Here is a 14054-nt window from a genome sequence, read left to right on the forward strand (position 1 = left end):
GTCTCAGGCCGCATGCAGATTTTCCTTTAGTTCAAGCTCGGCTAGTCTTCCTCCATCACGCGAGTTGCTGCGTGACTAGGAGAAAACATGTCGTCGCCCTGGTCAGCCATCATATGGTGGGAGCTCCGTAGAATTCCCTTCAACGCCGTCATGGCGGTGGCCGGCTTCGCTTCGATCGCTGTCATGTTTGCCATCGGCGGCCGTTTCACACCTCCTGGCGGGGATGTTCTAGAGCCCACGCTCTTGCTCGTACTCGTCGGCGGCTATGCTGTGGCGGTCAATGTGGCCTACACCTTGGGCTGGATCAGCGAATGGCTCTGGTCGGCTGGACGGGTGGAAAACACCGCGCCGGTCAGGCCGCTGGTTTTTCGGCTGGGCCTGGCATTTTCCACGCTCGTCACCTTGGCGCCGGCAGCTTTGATCTTGTTGGTCTGGGCGGCATTTGGTTTTCGCTGAGGCGTGACACCCGCGCGGGGCTGATCTTAAAAGCCCGCTCTCCCCGGCGAAGGCCGGGGCCCAGATCGAACCCTGAGAGGTGCGCGATCGGGCAAGGGCGGAAGGCGCGTCACTCCAAAACGCTCAGGCTGAATCTGGGCCCCGGCTTTCGCCGGGGAGAGCGGCGTAAAATTCACCCCTCCAGAAACGCCTCGACCTCGCGCTTGCTGGGCATGGACGGCGCGGCGCCTGACTTCTGCACCGACAGGGCGGCGGCGGCGTTGGCCATTTCGACGGCTTCGCGCAGGTCCATATTGATCGCCAGGCAGGCCGCCAGGGCGCCGCAGAAACAGTCGCCGGCGCCGGTGGTGTCGACGGCCTTGACCTTGCGTCCTTCGATCAGGAAGGCCTCGTCGCGTCGGATGCAGGCCACGCCCGCCGCGCCCAGGGTGACGATCACCACCTGGTCGGGACGGCTCATCAGCTTGCGCGACGCGCGCGACACCTCTTCCAGCCGCACCGGCTCGGCGTCGAGCTTGGCGTAGGTCGCCAGTTCGGTCTGGTTGAGGATCAGGATGTCGGTCAGCGGAAACAGCGCCGCGCCCTGGGGCAGGGCGGGGGCGGCGTTCAGCATGCGCAGGGCGCCCTTGGCGGCGCCGGCCCGGAACAGGGCCTCGATCGCCTGGGCCGGGGTTTCCATCTGGCTGAGCAGGATCCGCTGGCCCTCCAGCGGGCTGGCGGTCACGTGCTGCGGCGTGATGGCGGCATTGGCGCCGCTGGTCACCACGATCATGTTCTCGCCGCTGGTCGCCACCCAGACATGGGCCTGGCCGGTGGGAACGCCCTGCAACTCCAGAACATCGGCGACCTGCACGCCATAGCCGGCCAGCTTGGTCTTCAGCCCGGGACCGGCGTCTTCACGGCCCACCGCGCCCATCAGCCGGGTGGGAGCGCCCATCCGCGCGGCGGCCACGGCCTGGTTGCCGCCCTTGCCGCCGGGAAACAGCTCCAGCGACAGACCGGCCACCGTCTCGCCCGGACGTGGCAGGTCATCGACCCGCGCGACGGCGTCCAGATTGATCGAACCGAGGACAAAAACGCTCATAGCCGGACCTTAACCTCCAGCGCCGCGCTGGAAACTCTCAACAAGACTGCCTGCAACGAGTCGCCAGCCGTCCACCAGCACGAAGAAGATCAGCTTGAACGGCAGACTGATCGTCGCGGGCGGCAGCATCATCATGCCCATGCTCATCAGCACGCTGGCTACCACCAGGTCGATGACCAGGAACGGGATGAACAGCAGGAAGCCGATCTCGAAGGCCCGCTTCAGCTCGGAAATCATGAAGGCCGGGGTCACCACCTTCAGCGGGGTGTCGGCGGCGGTCTTGGGCGTGGGGATCTTCGACAAGCGCACGAACAGGGCCAGGTCGTCGCGATCCACCTGCTTGAGCATGAACTCCTTGACCGGACCACCGGCGGCGTCGAAGGCCTCGGGCAGCTCCATCTGCTTGTCCAGCAGCGGCTTGACGCCCAGGTCGTAGGACCGCTCGAAGGTCGGGCCCATGACGATGGCCGTCAGGAACAGGGCCAGGCTGATGATCACGGGATTGGGCGGGCTCTGCTGCACGCCGATGGCGGTGCGAAGCAAGCCCAGCACCACCACGATGCGCACGAACGAGGTGGTCATGATCACGATCGACGGCGCCAGCGACAGCACCGTCAGCAGTCCGACCATCTGGACGACGCGCTCGGACAGGCCCGCGCCGGTGCCCAGGTTCACATTGATCGCCGACGAGGCGAAGGCGGCGGCCGGCAGGATCGTCGTGCCCAAGGCGACCAGCACCGAGATGATCGCGGCGCGGCGCAGGTCCTGCGGATTGGCGCCGGTGACGGACTTGATCAGGCCGCGCATCAGATCACGGGCTCCGGGGCGGGAACGGCGGGGGAGGGCGAGGCGGCGACGGGCTTGGGGCCCCAGTCCAGCAGCTTGCCTTCGCCCAGCAGCATCAGGCGCTCTTCGCCGTCCAGGCTGAAGATCACCAGGCGTCGCGTGGGGTCCAGGGCCAGGCTCTCGACCACCCGCAGCCGGCGGATCTGGCGCGAGGTGACCAGCCGCGTCAGGGCGTCGGGCCCGAAGCGGCGCAGGGCGTAGGCGGCCAGGCCGATCAGGCCCAGGGTGACGGCCAGGGCGGCGATGGCGCGGATGAATTCGAGGATGTTCATGACGCCCGGATCGATCCGCTATGCGAGACAAGATGGCGCAGGCGAAACACCCCGCTGTCACTGGTGTGCCTGAGGCTCCTTAATGGCCGATTAACCCTGTTTCTTCACCATGATCGCCATGGGTCCCGATGACATTCCCCTTTTTGGCATGCTCAAGAGCCGGCTTGGCTATCTGTCCGAGCGGCAGAAGGTCATCGCCCAGAACGTGGCCAACGCCAGCACGCCCGGCTATCAGCCGCGCGACCTGAAGGCCTACAGCTTTCAGGCCTCGCTGATGAACCAGGGCGCCAGCCAGCAGCCCTATCGCGGCGGCCGGGCCGTCCCGGCCGGCGGCGTCGCGATGATCGCGACCTCGGCCTCGCACATGGGGCCGTCCAACGCCCCCAGCGCCTGGCGGGCCACGGCGGGCGCCGATTCGGAAACCACCCTCGACGGCAACGCCGTGAGCCTCGAGGACCAGATGCTCAAGATGTCCGACGCGCGCATGAACTACGACGCCGCCGTCGGCTTCTACCAGAAGTCCCTGACCATGCTGCGCATGGCCGCCCGCAAGGTTAATGGCTGAGGAGGGATCAGATGCCCGAGATCAAGTCCAACTCGCTGTCGACCATGGCCGTGGCCACCTCGGCCCTGCGCGCCCAGCAGGGTCGCATGCGGGTCATCGCCGAGAACATCGCCAACGCCAATTCCACCGCCCGCACCCCCGGCGGCGACCCGTACCGCCGCCAGGTGCCGGTGTTCAAGCCGACCAAGATCGAGGGCGCCGAGGGCGTGCAGATGCTGCGCGTCGAGGACGACCAGAGCGCTTTCAAGAACGAGTACGACCCGGGCAATCCGGCCGCCGACGCCAAGGGCTATGTCAAGCTGCCCAACGTCAATTCGCTGGTCGAGGCGCTGGACATGAAAGAGGCGCAGCGCGCCTACGAAGCCAATCTCAATGTCATCGAGACCGCGCGCGCCATGCAGTCGCGCACCCTCGACATGCTGCGCAAATAGGGGCTGACCGATGATCACCGCGCTCGCCGCCGCCAAGGCCTATGCTTCGCAAGGCGCCATGTCGGTCGGCTCGATCGGCGGCGGCGCTTCCGCCGCCAAGGGCATGGACTTCGGCGACCTGCTGAAGTCGGCCATGACCGACGTCACCCAGACCTCCCGGGCCGCCGAAATGAAGGTCGCCGAGCAGGTGGCCGGCAAGGCCGAACTGATCGACGTGGTCACGGCCATCTCGTCGGCCGAGGCCAGCCTTGAGACGGTGATGGCCGTGCGCGACCAGGTGATCTCGGCCTATCAAGAGATCATGCGGATGCCGATCTAGGGATTGGCTCTGAGCGTCTGGTCTGGCTTCTGTTTCTACCCCAACACTCCGTCATTCCCGCCCTGGAACAAGGGGATGCATCGCTGCTGGCCATGAGATTTGCGGCGCCGAAAGCGGACCGGTTGCAGGTCTGTTCGAGAGTGGATTTCAGAGCGCCGACTAGATCAAGGACTTCAGCCGGTCGATCCCGGTGGCCTGCCGAACGATCAGGGCCGCAAGCGCATTTCCGTTCGCGGCATTGGTGAAGACGACGATCGCGCGCCCGCGGCGTGCGTCGCCGACGCCCAGCGTTTTGAAGATCCCGTAATTGCTGCCGCTGTGCTGGAACAGCGGGCCCGCTGAGGATTGTTCCAGCTCCCAACCCAGGCCGCGCGAAATGTCGCGCCCGCGTACGTCGAGCTGGGGGGTCAGCATCGCCCGCCGGGTCGCATCGCTGATCTCCCAGTCCGCCCGCCCCGGCCGGTCCATCATCAGCAGCATGAACTTCGCATAGTCGGACGCCGTCGTCAGGAGCCCGCCCGCCGAATTGACCAGCAGGTCGTGGGTCGACGGCGCCGTCTCTGGAGCGGTCTCGCGCATCGCCGCGATCGAATCCTCATAGGTCCATGACGCGATCGGCTTGCGCCACCGCGACGCGACCCGAAGCAGCCGGTCGCCCAGCTCGCGCGTGGGCTGGGGGGGAAGCGCCTGCTCGCCTTCCGGAGGCTCGGAATGGCCAAAGACCGCCGACCGGGCGATCTGTTCGTCCCAGCCGAAGGTGCTGTGAGACATTCCCGCCGGGCCGAACAGCCTGGCCTGCATCACGCTGCCAAGGCCCATTCCCATGATCGTCTCGACCACCAACTGCAGCCAGATGAAGGCTTCGCCCGAATAGGTGTAACGCGATCCAGGCGTTTGACTGGTGACGAGCGGCGCGGAAGCCCAGTTGGGCAAGCCGGTCGAATGCGCCAGCACATGCCGGGCCGTGATCCGTTCCAGATTCGGGTCATTCCCCAGATTCTCAGGCCGGCGGTAGGCGACGAGCGGCGTGTCGAGGTCGAGGCGCTTTTCATCGACCAGCCGCATCACGACATAGGCGAAGACCGGCTTGGTCATCGACGCCGCTTCAAACAACGTGTCCTCCCGCACCGGGTCGCGGGTGAGCACGTTTTTCACGCCGAAGCCGCGGCTCCAGGCGAGCTTTCCGCGGTCTATGACGGCAATGGCGACGCCGGGGACCCCGGCGATGCGCATGAAGCGTGGAAGCGCCTCAACCAGGTCTTCCGACGGAACCCAGGCGCCGTCGCCGTCCAAGGATCGGGCTCGCGGACGGGCGAGGGCAGGCGTCGACCCGCTGCTGACGGTCAGCGCCGCGGATCCCATCAGCAAAGCCCGCCGCGCGAACATCGTTCCAGAAGGGCTCATCTCGGTTTCCATGCGCAGGCGCGAGAGTCTCGCGTTCTGGCGACCGTATTTCAAGGGGCTGACCGCGCGTAGGTTTGCAGGATACCGTCGTCGGCGACGCGCGCGGTCGAGAAGCAGTTCGAGCACGGTGGCCTTCAGATCGCGACGGCGAGACATTGCCGGTCTCGGTGAAAGCCCACTCTGAAATGACGGGAATAGCCCTTTGCCGACCAAGCCCGTCGCCGGCGCCAGGACGGAGCTCTGGCGGGGGGCGCACAATGCTGGATGAGCGCCTTTATCAAGGACCTCGCCGTGGCCGAGGAATGGCTCGGACTCGGATTGGGCGCAGCGCGCCAGCCCTCACTCCGCGCCCGTCGGCCGTCCGCCCTGCTGGATGATCCGCGACAGGGCTTCCATCGAATAGGGTTTCTGCAGCAGGTCGAACCCCTGGCCTTCGCTGTTGGCCAGGGCGTCACTGTAGCCGCTGGTCAGGATGACCGGCAGGTCGGGACGGGTCTCGCGCAGCCGCTTGGCCAGTTGCAGGCCGTTGATCTCGCCGGGCATGACCACGTCGGTGAACACCACGTCGAACGCGTCGGGATCGACCTCCAGCAGCGCCTGGGCCTGGACGGCGCTGCGGGCCAGGGTGACGGTGTAGCCAAGGTCGGTCAGCAGTTGATGGCCAAAGGCCCCGACCTCGACATTGTCCTCGGCCATCAGCACGCGATGGCGCTGGGGCGCCACGGTCTCGGTAGACTCCAACGGGGCGGCCTTCTCGGCCAGGCGCTTGGCCGTGGCCGGCAGGTAGAGCGAGAAGGTGGCCCCCTGGCCCGGCAGGCTGCCGACCCGCACGTCGCCGCCCGACTGCCTGGCGAAGCCATAGACCTGGCTCAGCCCCAGGCCCGTGCCCTTGCCGACGGCCTTGGTGGTGTAGAACGGCTCGAAGATCCGCTCCATCTGGCTGGCGGCGATGCCGGGCCCGGTGTCGGTCAGGGCCACCACGATGAAGCGCCCGGACACCGCCGAGGCGGCCCGCCCGCCGGGGATCACGTCGGAGGTGGACACCTGGATCGACAGTCGGCCGCGCCCGCCCATGGCGTCGCGGGCGTTGACCGCCATGTTGATCAGGGCCGTCTCGTACTGGCCGCGGTCGGCCTCCACCGCGCAGGTCTCGCACGCCGACTCGACCTCCAGCGCGATATTGGCCCCCACCAGGGTCTGCAGCATGGCCTGCAGCCGCTGGACGCTGTCGACGGCGTCGAACACGTCCATCTTCAGGGGCTGGCGGCGGGCGAAGGCCAGCAGCTGGGCGGTCAGTTGCGCGGCTCGGTCGGCCGTCTCGCCGATCGCGTCGATATAGCGCCGTCGCCGGCGCTCATCCAGGTCGGGACGGCGCAGCAGGTCGACGCTGGAGCGGATCACGGTCAGCAGGTTGTTGAAATCGTGGGCCACCCCGCCGGTCAGCTGGCCGATGGCCTCCATCTTCTGGGCCTGGCGCAGGGCGGCGTGGGCGTCTTCCAGCTCGGCGGCGGTGCTGGTTTCCAGCGTGGCGTCGCGGCCCGAGATGTAGATGCGGTCCTTCTCGGCCACCAGGGTCCAGTGCACGGTGAAGACCCGGCCCTCCAGGCCCACCACCCGACTGGTGAAGTCCACCGGCGCCTTGCGGCCCCGCGTCACGGCGAAGTTGGCGGCCGCGTGCTCCTGGTCCTCCAGCGGCGCCAGGTCCCAGAAGGGGGTGATGAACAGTGTCGTCTCGTCAAAGCCCAGGCGGCGGCTCCAGACCGGATTGCAGGCGGTCATCAGCCCGTCCAGCCCGCAGATGGCCAGGAAGTCGGCGCTCAGTTCCCAGGCGCGGCTCAGCTCGGCGGCCCGGGCCTTGATCTCGGCCTGCAGGCCCAGGTTCAGCCGGCGCAGCTCCTGCTCGGCCACATCGCGGGCGGTGTCGTCCCGGACCGTCAGCACCGCGCCGATCTGGACGCCGGCCTCGTCACGGACCGGAGAGGCGCCGCCGATCGCCAGCACCGAAACCCCGTCGGGCCGCACGATGCGCCAGCGCGCCTCGCTGACCACCTCGCCCCGCACGGCGCGGGCCAGCGGCAGGTCGGCGGGCGGATGCGGCGCGCCGTCCAGGGTGCGCAGCGAATAGGCCCTGGCGTAGTCTTCGGGGCCGATCTTCAGGTGCGTCGCGCCGTGAATGCGCGCGGCCTCGGCATTGACCATCAGAAGGCGGCCGCTCGCGTCGGCGACCATCGCGCCCTCGGCCAGCTGCGCGTAGAACGCGGCCACCTGGTCGATCGCGAGATTGGAAATCGACTTGCGCCGTTTCCAGAACGCCACCTACGCCTCCACCGCCGCGCACCGATCCGGTCGATGCGAGAAATCGGACCGTTCAGCCCTGAGCGACAATAGGCTCATCCCGGCTGGGCCAAAACAAGGCCCAGGTTTGGGGCGGGGCTGGGTGGATGCTCGGGTGAGCATGAGCAATGGGTTCTTAAGGCCGACGGCCCAGGGTTTTCCGCATGAGTTTATCGACCAGAAAGCGCCTTCAAACCGGCTTGTGGGCTATCGTTTCGCTTGGCGCTGCGGGCCTTGGCGCGCGGATGACGTTTCACGCGATAACCACGGGCGCCTACAGCAGTCATGGTCGCATCGTTGATGACCCGTTCTCGGTCTGGCTCCACATTGCGCTGATGTCGCTGGGCGTGCTGCTAACGGCAGGGCTCGGTATCGCCTTTGTCTATGCGTTTTGGGCAAGTCGTGAGGAAGAGGCTCGAATCGACGCCTATCTCAGGAAGCGGCGGTCGAAGGTTTGAGCACGGGGATAGGCTGTCCTCTGTCCCCGAACAGTTCTGGCTAGAGTCTAGCAAAATCAACGCGCTGAAAGTAAACGGAGCGCGCCCATCAGACGCGCTGAAACCGCCCGTATTCTTGTCTCACCTCGTCGCACGGGAAGGGCGCAAGGCCAGCGACCATTGCGGCGGCGGGGGGTGATCGAGCGGGACTGGGGTCGAGGGGGATACTCGACCGGTCCGGGGATCTGGTTGCTGGCCGGACCCGCCCGCCGTGGGCGTGGATGAGGACAGACGGGTGTGTTCATTAGTCATTAGATTGGCTCGCCCGCCTCGACCGCTGCTCTGCTCGGGAAACCTGGCGGAACAGCTCCCGGTAAGGCCTGAACAGGGCCACCTGACGGGACGCTGACGGATAACGACCACGCGGAGCGGACGGCTTCGTCGAAACGGTAATCTCTATCTCTCATCCGGACGTCGTCCGGACGCTCCGCGACCCTTCCCACACCATCGTAGCGAAAGCGCGAGGGCGCCGAGCCGTGTCCGACAGTGACGGTCAAAGCCCTGCGAAGAACCGCGGATCCAGGGCGAACACGCCGTGGGTCAGGGCGTAGATCGCATACCACAGGGCCGCATTGGCCACGGTCATGACCAGCACCGACAGGCCCAGCGGCCAATGGCTGGCGCGGCGCCTGGCGCGGCGGGCGTCGAAGGGGGCGGACTGCAGGGGCGAGGCCATCTGTGATCTCCGATTAACCCTCAACAGGATCGAGAGTGAGTCGGTTCCTCGCCACTGCGACATTCGCCGCGCGCCGCCTTGTCGCACCCGGGCTTTGCCTCGGCCCCGATCCGCGCGAGGGTAGGGCGCGCCGCCGGAGACCGCATGACCACCATCACCCTTGACCAGATCGGCAAGACCTACGACGGCGCCCCGGTGCTGACGGGCGCCAGCCTGTCGATCGCCCGGGGCCAGTTCGTGGCCCTGGTCGGCGGATCGGGGGCGGGCAAGACCACCCTGCTCAAGACCATCAACGCCCTGATCGTCCCGACCAACGGGCGCGTGCTGATCGACGGCCAGGATGTGGCCGGGCAGCCCGGCCCGGCCCTGCGACGCCGCATCGGCTATGTCTTCCAGGAGGTGGGCCTGTTTCCCCACATGACGGTGGCCCAGAATATCGGCATCACCCCCAGCCTGCTCGACTGGCCGGCCGACAGGATCGCCGGGCGGGTCGACACGCTGCTCGATCTGGTCGCGCTGCCCCGCGACATCGTCGCGCGTCTGCCGGCCGAGCTGTCGGGCGGTCAGCGCCAGCGGGTGGGCGTCGCCCGGGCCCTGGCCGCCGAGCCGTCGATCCTGTTGATGGACGAGCCGTTCGGCGCCCTCGACCCCGTGACCCGCGTCGCCTTGGCCGAAGATGTCCGGCGTCTGCATGACGCGCTGGGCCTGACCACGGTGATGGTCACCCACGATGTCGGCGAGGCCCTGCTGACCGCCGACCGGATCGTGGTCATGGCGGCCGGAAAGCGAGGCGGAGAGATCATCGCCGACGACACACCCGCCGCCCTGCTGTCCGGCGGTCACGCCGACCCCCGCGTCGCCGCCCTGATCGACGCCCCGCGCCGTCAGGCCGAGAAGTTGGCGAGGCTCTCGCAAGGGGGGGCGACCCATGGATGATCGCCTGCATCAGGCCCTGACCCTGCTGCCCGAGCGACTGGGCTGGCACGTAGCCCTGTCGGCCGCCGCCCTGGCCCTGGGCTTGCTGATCGCCCTGCCGCTGGGCGTGCTGGCGGCGCGCCATCCCCGCCTGCGCTGGGTGTCGCTGTCGCTGGCGGGGCTGGTGCAGACCATTCCCAGCCTGGCCCTGCTGGCCCTGTTCTTCCCGCTGCTGCTGCTGCTGTCGGGCCTGAGCGAGCGGATGCTGGGCCACGGTTTTTCGGCCCTGGGCTTCCTGCCGTCGCTGCTGGCCCTGACCCTCTATTCGATGCTGCCGATCCTGCGGAACACGGCGGCGGGCCTGACCGGGGTGGATCCGGCCGTGGTCGAGGCGGCGCGCGGCGTCGGCATGACCGACCGCCAGCGGCTTTGGCGGGTGGAGCTGCCCCTGGCCCTGCCGGTGATCATGGCCGGGGTGCGGACGGCGGCGGTGTGGACCATCGGCGCGGCCACCCTCTCGACCCCGGTCGGCCAGACCTCGCTGGGCGACTACATCTTCTCGGGCCTGCAGACCGAGGACTGGGTGGCGGTGCTGGTCGGCTGCGCGGCTTCGGCGGTTCTGGCCATGGTGGTCGACCAACTGCTGGGCCTTATCGAGAGCGGCGTCGGCCGCCGGGCCCCTGGTCGCTGGATCGCCGGCTTGGCCGGTCTGGCCCTCGGCCTCGTCGCAGCGCTGACGCCCCTGGCCGGCGTGGCGTTGAGCCGGGGCCAGCCCAGCTACGTGATCGGGGCCAAGAACTTCTCCGAGCAATATGTGCTGGCCGAGCTGATGGCCGGCCGGCTGGAGGCGGGCGGCGCCCGGGTTGAGCGACGGATCAACCTCGGTTCGGCCGTCGCCTATCGCGCTTTGGCGGCCGGCGAGATCGACGCCTATGTCGACTATTCGGGCACCCTCTGGGCCAATGTGCTGGGTCGCAAGGACAACCCCGGCCGGCAGGCGGTGCTGGACCAGCTGCGCACCGGTCTGAAGGAGAGGGACGGCGTCGTGCTGCTGGCCCCTCTGGGCTTCGAGAACGCCTACGCCCTGGCCATGCGCCGCGACACCGCCGAGCGGCTGGGGATCAGGACCCTGGCCGATCTCGCCGCCAAGGGCGGCGGCCTGACCATGGGCGGCGACCTGGAGTTCTTCTCCCGCCCCGAATGGAAGAGCGTCGAGACCGCCTATGGCCTGAGCTTCAAGGCCCGCCGCCAGTTCCAGCCCACCTTCATGTACCGCGCCCTGGCCTCGGGCGAGGCCGACGTGATCTCGGCCTTTTCCAGCGACGGCCGGATCGCGGCCGATGACCTGGTGCTGCTGGGCGATCCGAAGGGCGCTCTGCCGCCCTATGACGCGGTGATCCTGGTCTCGCCCAAGCGGGCCGGGGACCGGCGGCTGACCGAAGCGCTGTCGCCGCTGGCGGGAAGCATAGATGTGAAGCGGATGCAGGCGGCCAACTACGCCGTGGACCGGGATGCGAACAAGCTCAGCGCGGCGGAGGCGGCGAAGATGCTGGAGGGGGGCAAATAATCTCCGCTCTCCCCGGCGAAGGCCGGGGCCCAGATTCAGCCTGAGCGTCTGGGGATGATGCGCCTTCTGCCCCAGCCCAAATACCAGCCTCTCTGGGTTCGATCTGGGCCCCGGCCTTCGCCGGGGAGAGCGGGGTTTGCAATTTACAGAATCCCCGGCAGGTCCAACCCCTTCTCCCGGGCGCAATCGACTGCGATCTCATACCCCGCGTCGGCGTGGCGCATGACCCCGCTGGCCGGGTCATTCCACAGCACCCGCGCCAAGCGCCGCGCCGCCGCCTCGGTGCCGTCGGCGACGATGACCATGCCGGCGTGCTGCGAGAAGCCCATGCCCACCCCGCCGCCATGGTGCAGCGACACCCAGGTGGCGCCCGAGGCGGTGTTGAGCAGGGCGTTCAGCAGCGGCCAGTCCGACACCGCGTCCGAGCCATCGCGCATCGCCTCGGTCTCGCGATTGGGCGAGGCGACCGAACCGCTATCCAGATGATCGCGGCCGATGACGATGGGAGCCTTCAGCTCCCCGCTGGCGACCATCGCGTTGAAGGCCAGGCCGAGGCGATGGCGATCGCCCAGGCCCACCCAGCAGATCCGCGCCGGCAGGCCCTGGAACTTGATCCTCTCGGCCGCCATGTCGAGCCAGTGATGCAGGTGGCGATTGTCGGGGATCAGTTCCTTGACCTTGGCGTCGGTCCTGGCGATGTCCTCCGGATCGCCCGACAGCGCCGCCCAGCGGAACGGGCCGATGCCCCGGCAGAACAGCGGGCGGATATAGGCCGGCACGAAGCCCGGGAAGTCGAAGGCGTTGGTCACGCCTTCCTCCAGCGCCATCTGGCGGATGTTGTTGCCATAGTCGACGGTCGGGACCCCGGCGGCCTGGAAGTCGAGCATGGCCTGGACGTGCACGGCCATCGAGGCGCGGGCGGCGCGGTTGACGCTTTCCGGGTCGCGCTCCTTTGCGGTCGCCCACTGCTTGATCGTCCAGCCGGCGGGCAGATAGCCGTTGATCGGATCATGGGCGCTGGTCTGGTCGGTCAGCAGGTCGGGCCGGACGCCGCGCTGGAACATCGCCGGCAGCAGCTCGGCGGCGTTGCCCAGCAGACCGACCGAGATCGGGCTCTTGGCCTGCGCGATCCAGGCCAGGGCCTCGTCGAGGCTGTCGGTCGACCGGTCCAGATAGCCGGTGCGCAGCCGCATCTCGATCCGCGAAGGCTGGCACTCGATGGCCAGGCACGAGGCTCCGGCCATCACCGCGGCCAGCGGCTGGGCTCCGCCCATGCCGCCCAGGCCCGCCGTCAGCAGCCACTTGCCCGACAGGTCGCCGCCATGGTGCTGGCGCCCCATCTCGACGAAGGTCTCATAGGTGCCCTGAACGATGCCCTGGGCGCCGATATAGATCCACGAGCCGGCGGTCATCTGGCCGTACATGGCCAGGCCCTTGCGATCCAGTTCGTTGAAATGCTCCCAGGTCGCCCAGCGGGGGACGAGGTTGGAATTGGCGATCAGCACCCGGGGCGCGTCTGCATGGGTCTTGAACACGCCGACCGGCTTGCCCGACTGGACCAGCAGGGTCTCGTCGTCCTCCAGCCGGCGCAGGGTCTCGACGATCCTGTCGAAGCTTTCCCAGTCGCGCGCGGCGCGGCCGATGCCGCCATAGACCACCAGCTCCTCGGGCCGCTCGGCGACGTCGGGATGCAGGTTGTTCATCAGCATACGCAGGGGCGCTTCGGTCAGCCACGACTTGGCGGTCAGCTCGGTTCCGGTGGCGGCGCGGATGACGCGGCTGTTGTCGATGCGGGTCATGCGGGATCCCTGGCGAAGGCGATGCAGGCGGAAAGAACCTCGCCCAGCACCGCGCGCATCGGCGCGGCCTGGTCGGGACGATAAGGGGCGGGCCATGTGTTGGGCGTCGGCGCTTCGGCCGGGTCGTCCATGTAGCCCCGGCAGGCCAGCTCCATCTGGAGGGCGTGGACGCCCTCCGACGGCTGGCCGTAGTGGCGCGTGGTCCAGCCGCCCTTGAAGCGACCGTTGGTAACGCGGCTCAGGCTTGATGCGTCGCAAGCCGCCTCGACCGCCGCCGTCAGGGCGGGGTCGCAGCTGCCGCCGCTGTTGGTCCCGAGATTGAACTGCGGCAGCGGGCCGTCGAACAGGCGCGGCACGAGCGAGCGGATCGAGTGGGCCTCGTAGAGCACAACGCGGTCATGGCTTTGCCGCAGCCGGGCGATCTCGTCAGTCAGCGCCGCATGGTAGGGCTCGAAATAGGCGACGCGTCGGCGGCTTATCTCGGCGTCGTCCGGCGCCAGGCCGTCGCGATACAGCGGCTCGCCGTCGAAGGTCGTGGTCGGGCAAAGCTCGGTCGTCGTCTGGCCCGGATAGAGCGAGGCGCCGGACGGGTCGCGGTTGACGTCGATCACCGTTCGCGAGATCGCCGTGCGGATCACGGTGGCGCCCAGGTCGGTCGCGAAATCATAGAGCCGGTCGACCCACCAGTCGGCGTCCTTGCGGGCCAGCCAGGGCGAGACGAGGCGGGCCTCGATCTCCGGCGGGATCTCGGTTCCGGTGTGCGGCAGGCTGACGATCAGCGGGGCGTGGCCGCTATGGACGGCGAGCCAGCTTGGCGCTGTCATGCCCAAAACTCCGCTCTCCCCGGCGAAGGCCGGGGCCCAGATCGAACCCCGAGCGGGAGTTGTTC

General features: G+C 68.2%; 15 protein-coding genes and 1 pseudogene. 7 read left to right on the forward strand and 9 right to left on the reverse strand.

The window, feature by feature from the left end; all coding sequences use genetic code 11:
- The first annotated feature begins 87 nt into the window (after positions 1 to 87).
- Positions 88 to 456: a hypothetical protein gene (locus ACW17V_RS04560; protein WP_492107695.1), complete on the forward strand. Its 369-nt coding sequence runs from the start codon at positions 88 to 90 to the stop codon at positions 454 to 456.
- Positions 457 to 628: 172 nt separating this feature from the next.
- On the opposite strand, the gene ACW17V_RS04565 is transcribed toward ACW17V_RS04560, so the two are convergent.
- The 3 genes from ACW17V_RS04565 to ACW17V_RS04575 are packed head-to-tail and all read right to left on the reverse strand — an operon-like array spanning position 629 to position 2658.
- Positions 629 to 1540, reverse strand: coding sequence for a ribokinase (locus ACW17V_RS04565; protein WP_492107696.1), 912 nt, complete (start codon positions 1538 to 1540; stop codon positions 629 to 631).
- A 9-nt stretch (positions 1541 to 1549) separates the two neighbouring features.
- The gene (fliP, locus tag ACW17V_RS04570) at positions 1550 to 2350 is read right to left on the reverse strand and encodes a flagellar type III secretion system pore protein FliP (protein ID WP_492108735.1); all 801 of its coding nucleotides are present in this window, start codon (positions 2348 to 2350) and stop codon (positions 1550 to 1552) included.
- Entirely contained in the window at positions 2347 to 2658 is a 312-nt protein-coding gene (locus ACW17V_RS04575; protein ID WP_492108736.1) for a hypothetical protein, read from the reverse strand. The genes fliP and ACW17V_RS04575 overlap by 4 nt, the downstream gene beginning before the upstream one ends.
- A gap of 118 nt (positions 2659 to 2776) precedes the next feature.
- On the opposite strand from ACW17V_RS04575, the gene flgB reads away from it, so the two are divergent.
- From flgB to fliE, 3 genes are read left to right on the forward strand one after another with little or no spacing between them, the layout of a single operon-like run.
- Positions 2777 to 3223, forward strand: a complete 447-nt coding sequence (gene flgB, locus ACW17V_RS04580) for a flagellar basal body rod protein FlgB (RefSeq protein ID WP_492107697.1) — start codon at positions 2777 to 2779, stop codon at positions 3221 to 3223.
- Between the two features lie 11 nt (positions 3224 to 3234).
- Complete coding sequence (gene flgC / locus ACW17V_RS04585) at positions 3235 to 3654, forward strand: flagellar basal body rod protein FlgC (RefSeq protein WP_492107698.1); 420 nt, start codon at positions 3235 to 3237, stop codon at positions 3652 to 3654.
- Between the two features lie 10 nt (positions 3655 to 3664).
- A complete protein-coding gene (gene fliE / locus ACW17V_RS04590) occupies positions 3665 to 3973 on the forward strand; it encodes a flagellar hook-basal body complex protein FliE (protein ID WP_492107699.1) in 309 nt (102 codons plus the stop codon).
- A gap of 159 nt (positions 3974 to 4132) precedes the next feature.
- On the opposite strand, the gene ACW17V_RS04595 is transcribed toward fliE, so the two are convergent.
- From ACW17V_RS04595 to ACW17V_RS04605, 3 genes and pseudogenes are all read right to left on the reverse strand, one after another.
- The gene (locus ACW17V_RS04595) at positions 4133 to 5533 is read right to left on the reverse strand and encodes a serine hydrolase domain-containing protein (protein WP_492107700.1); all 1401 of its coding nucleotides are present in this window, start codon (positions 5531 to 5533) and stop codon (positions 4133 to 4135) included.
- 183 nt (positions 5534 to 5716) lie between these two features.
- Positions 5717 to 6778 (reverse strand): ATP-binding protein, encoded by a 1062-nt coding sequence (locus ACW17V_RS04600; RefSeq protein WP_492108737.1) that lies wholly within the window; start codon positions 6776 to 6778, stop codon positions 5717 to 5719.
- Positions 6772 to 6856, reverse strand: a pseudogene (locus ACW17V_RS04605) (hypothetical protein); the annotation flags it as partial. The gene ACW17V_RS04600 and the pseudogene ACW17V_RS04605, both read right to left, overlap by 7 nt.
- 1019 nt (positions 6857 to 7875) lie before the next feature.
- Between ACW17V_RS04605 and ACW17V_RS04610 the strand changes: the two are divergent.
- Positions 7876 to 8169, forward strand: a complete 294-nt coding sequence (locus tag ACW17V_RS04610) for a hypothetical protein (protein WP_492107701.1) — start codon at positions 7876 to 7878, stop codon at positions 8167 to 8169.
- 532 nt (positions 8170 to 8701) lie between these two features.
- Here the strand turns inward: ACW17V_RS04610 and ACW17V_RS04615 are convergent.
- A complete protein-coding gene (locus ACW17V_RS04615) occupies positions 8702 to 8884 on the reverse strand; it encodes a hypothetical protein (RefSeq protein WP_492107702.1) in 183 nt (60 codons plus the stop codon).
- A gap of 144 nt (positions 8885 to 9028) precedes the next feature.
- Here ACW17V_RS04615 and ACW17V_RS04620 point away from each other — a divergent pair, with 144 nt between their 5' ends.
- Together ACW17V_RS04620 and ACW17V_RS04625 are read left to right on the forward strand one after the other, a co-directional pair.
- A complete protein-coding gene (locus ACW17V_RS04620; RefSeq protein WP_492107703.1) occupies positions 9029 to 9820 on the forward strand; it encodes an ATP-binding cassette domain-containing protein in 792 nt (263 codons plus the stop codon).
- The gene (locus tag ACW17V_RS04625) at positions 9813 to 11366 is read left to right on the forward strand and encodes a glycine betaine ABC transporter substrate-binding protein (protein ID WP_492107704.1); all 1554 of its coding nucleotides are present in this window, start codon (positions 9813 to 9815) and stop codon (positions 11364 to 11366) included. The genes ACW17V_RS04620 and ACW17V_RS04625 overlap by 8 nt, the downstream gene beginning before the upstream one ends.
- Before the next feature lie 143 nt (positions 11367 to 11509).
- Here ACW17V_RS04625 and hutU read toward each other — a convergent pair whose 3' ends face one another.
- Together hutU and hutG are read right to left on the reverse strand one after the other, a co-directional pair.
- Positions 11510 to 13165, reverse strand: coding sequence for a urocanate hydratase (gene hutU, locus ACW17V_RS04630; RefSeq protein WP_492107705.1), 1656 nt, complete (start codon positions 13163 to 13165; stop codon positions 11510 to 11512).
- A complete protein-coding gene (hutG, locus tag ACW17V_RS04635) occupies positions 13162 to 13989 on the reverse strand; it encodes an N-formylglutamate deformylase (RefSeq protein ID WP_492107706.1) in 828 nt (275 codons plus the stop codon). Before hutG ends, hutU begins: the two co-directional genes overlap by 4 nt.
- Positions 13990 to 14054 lie beyond the last annotated feature (65 nt).

The organism is Caulobacter sp. FV2ye17ST, assembly GCF_058680955.1.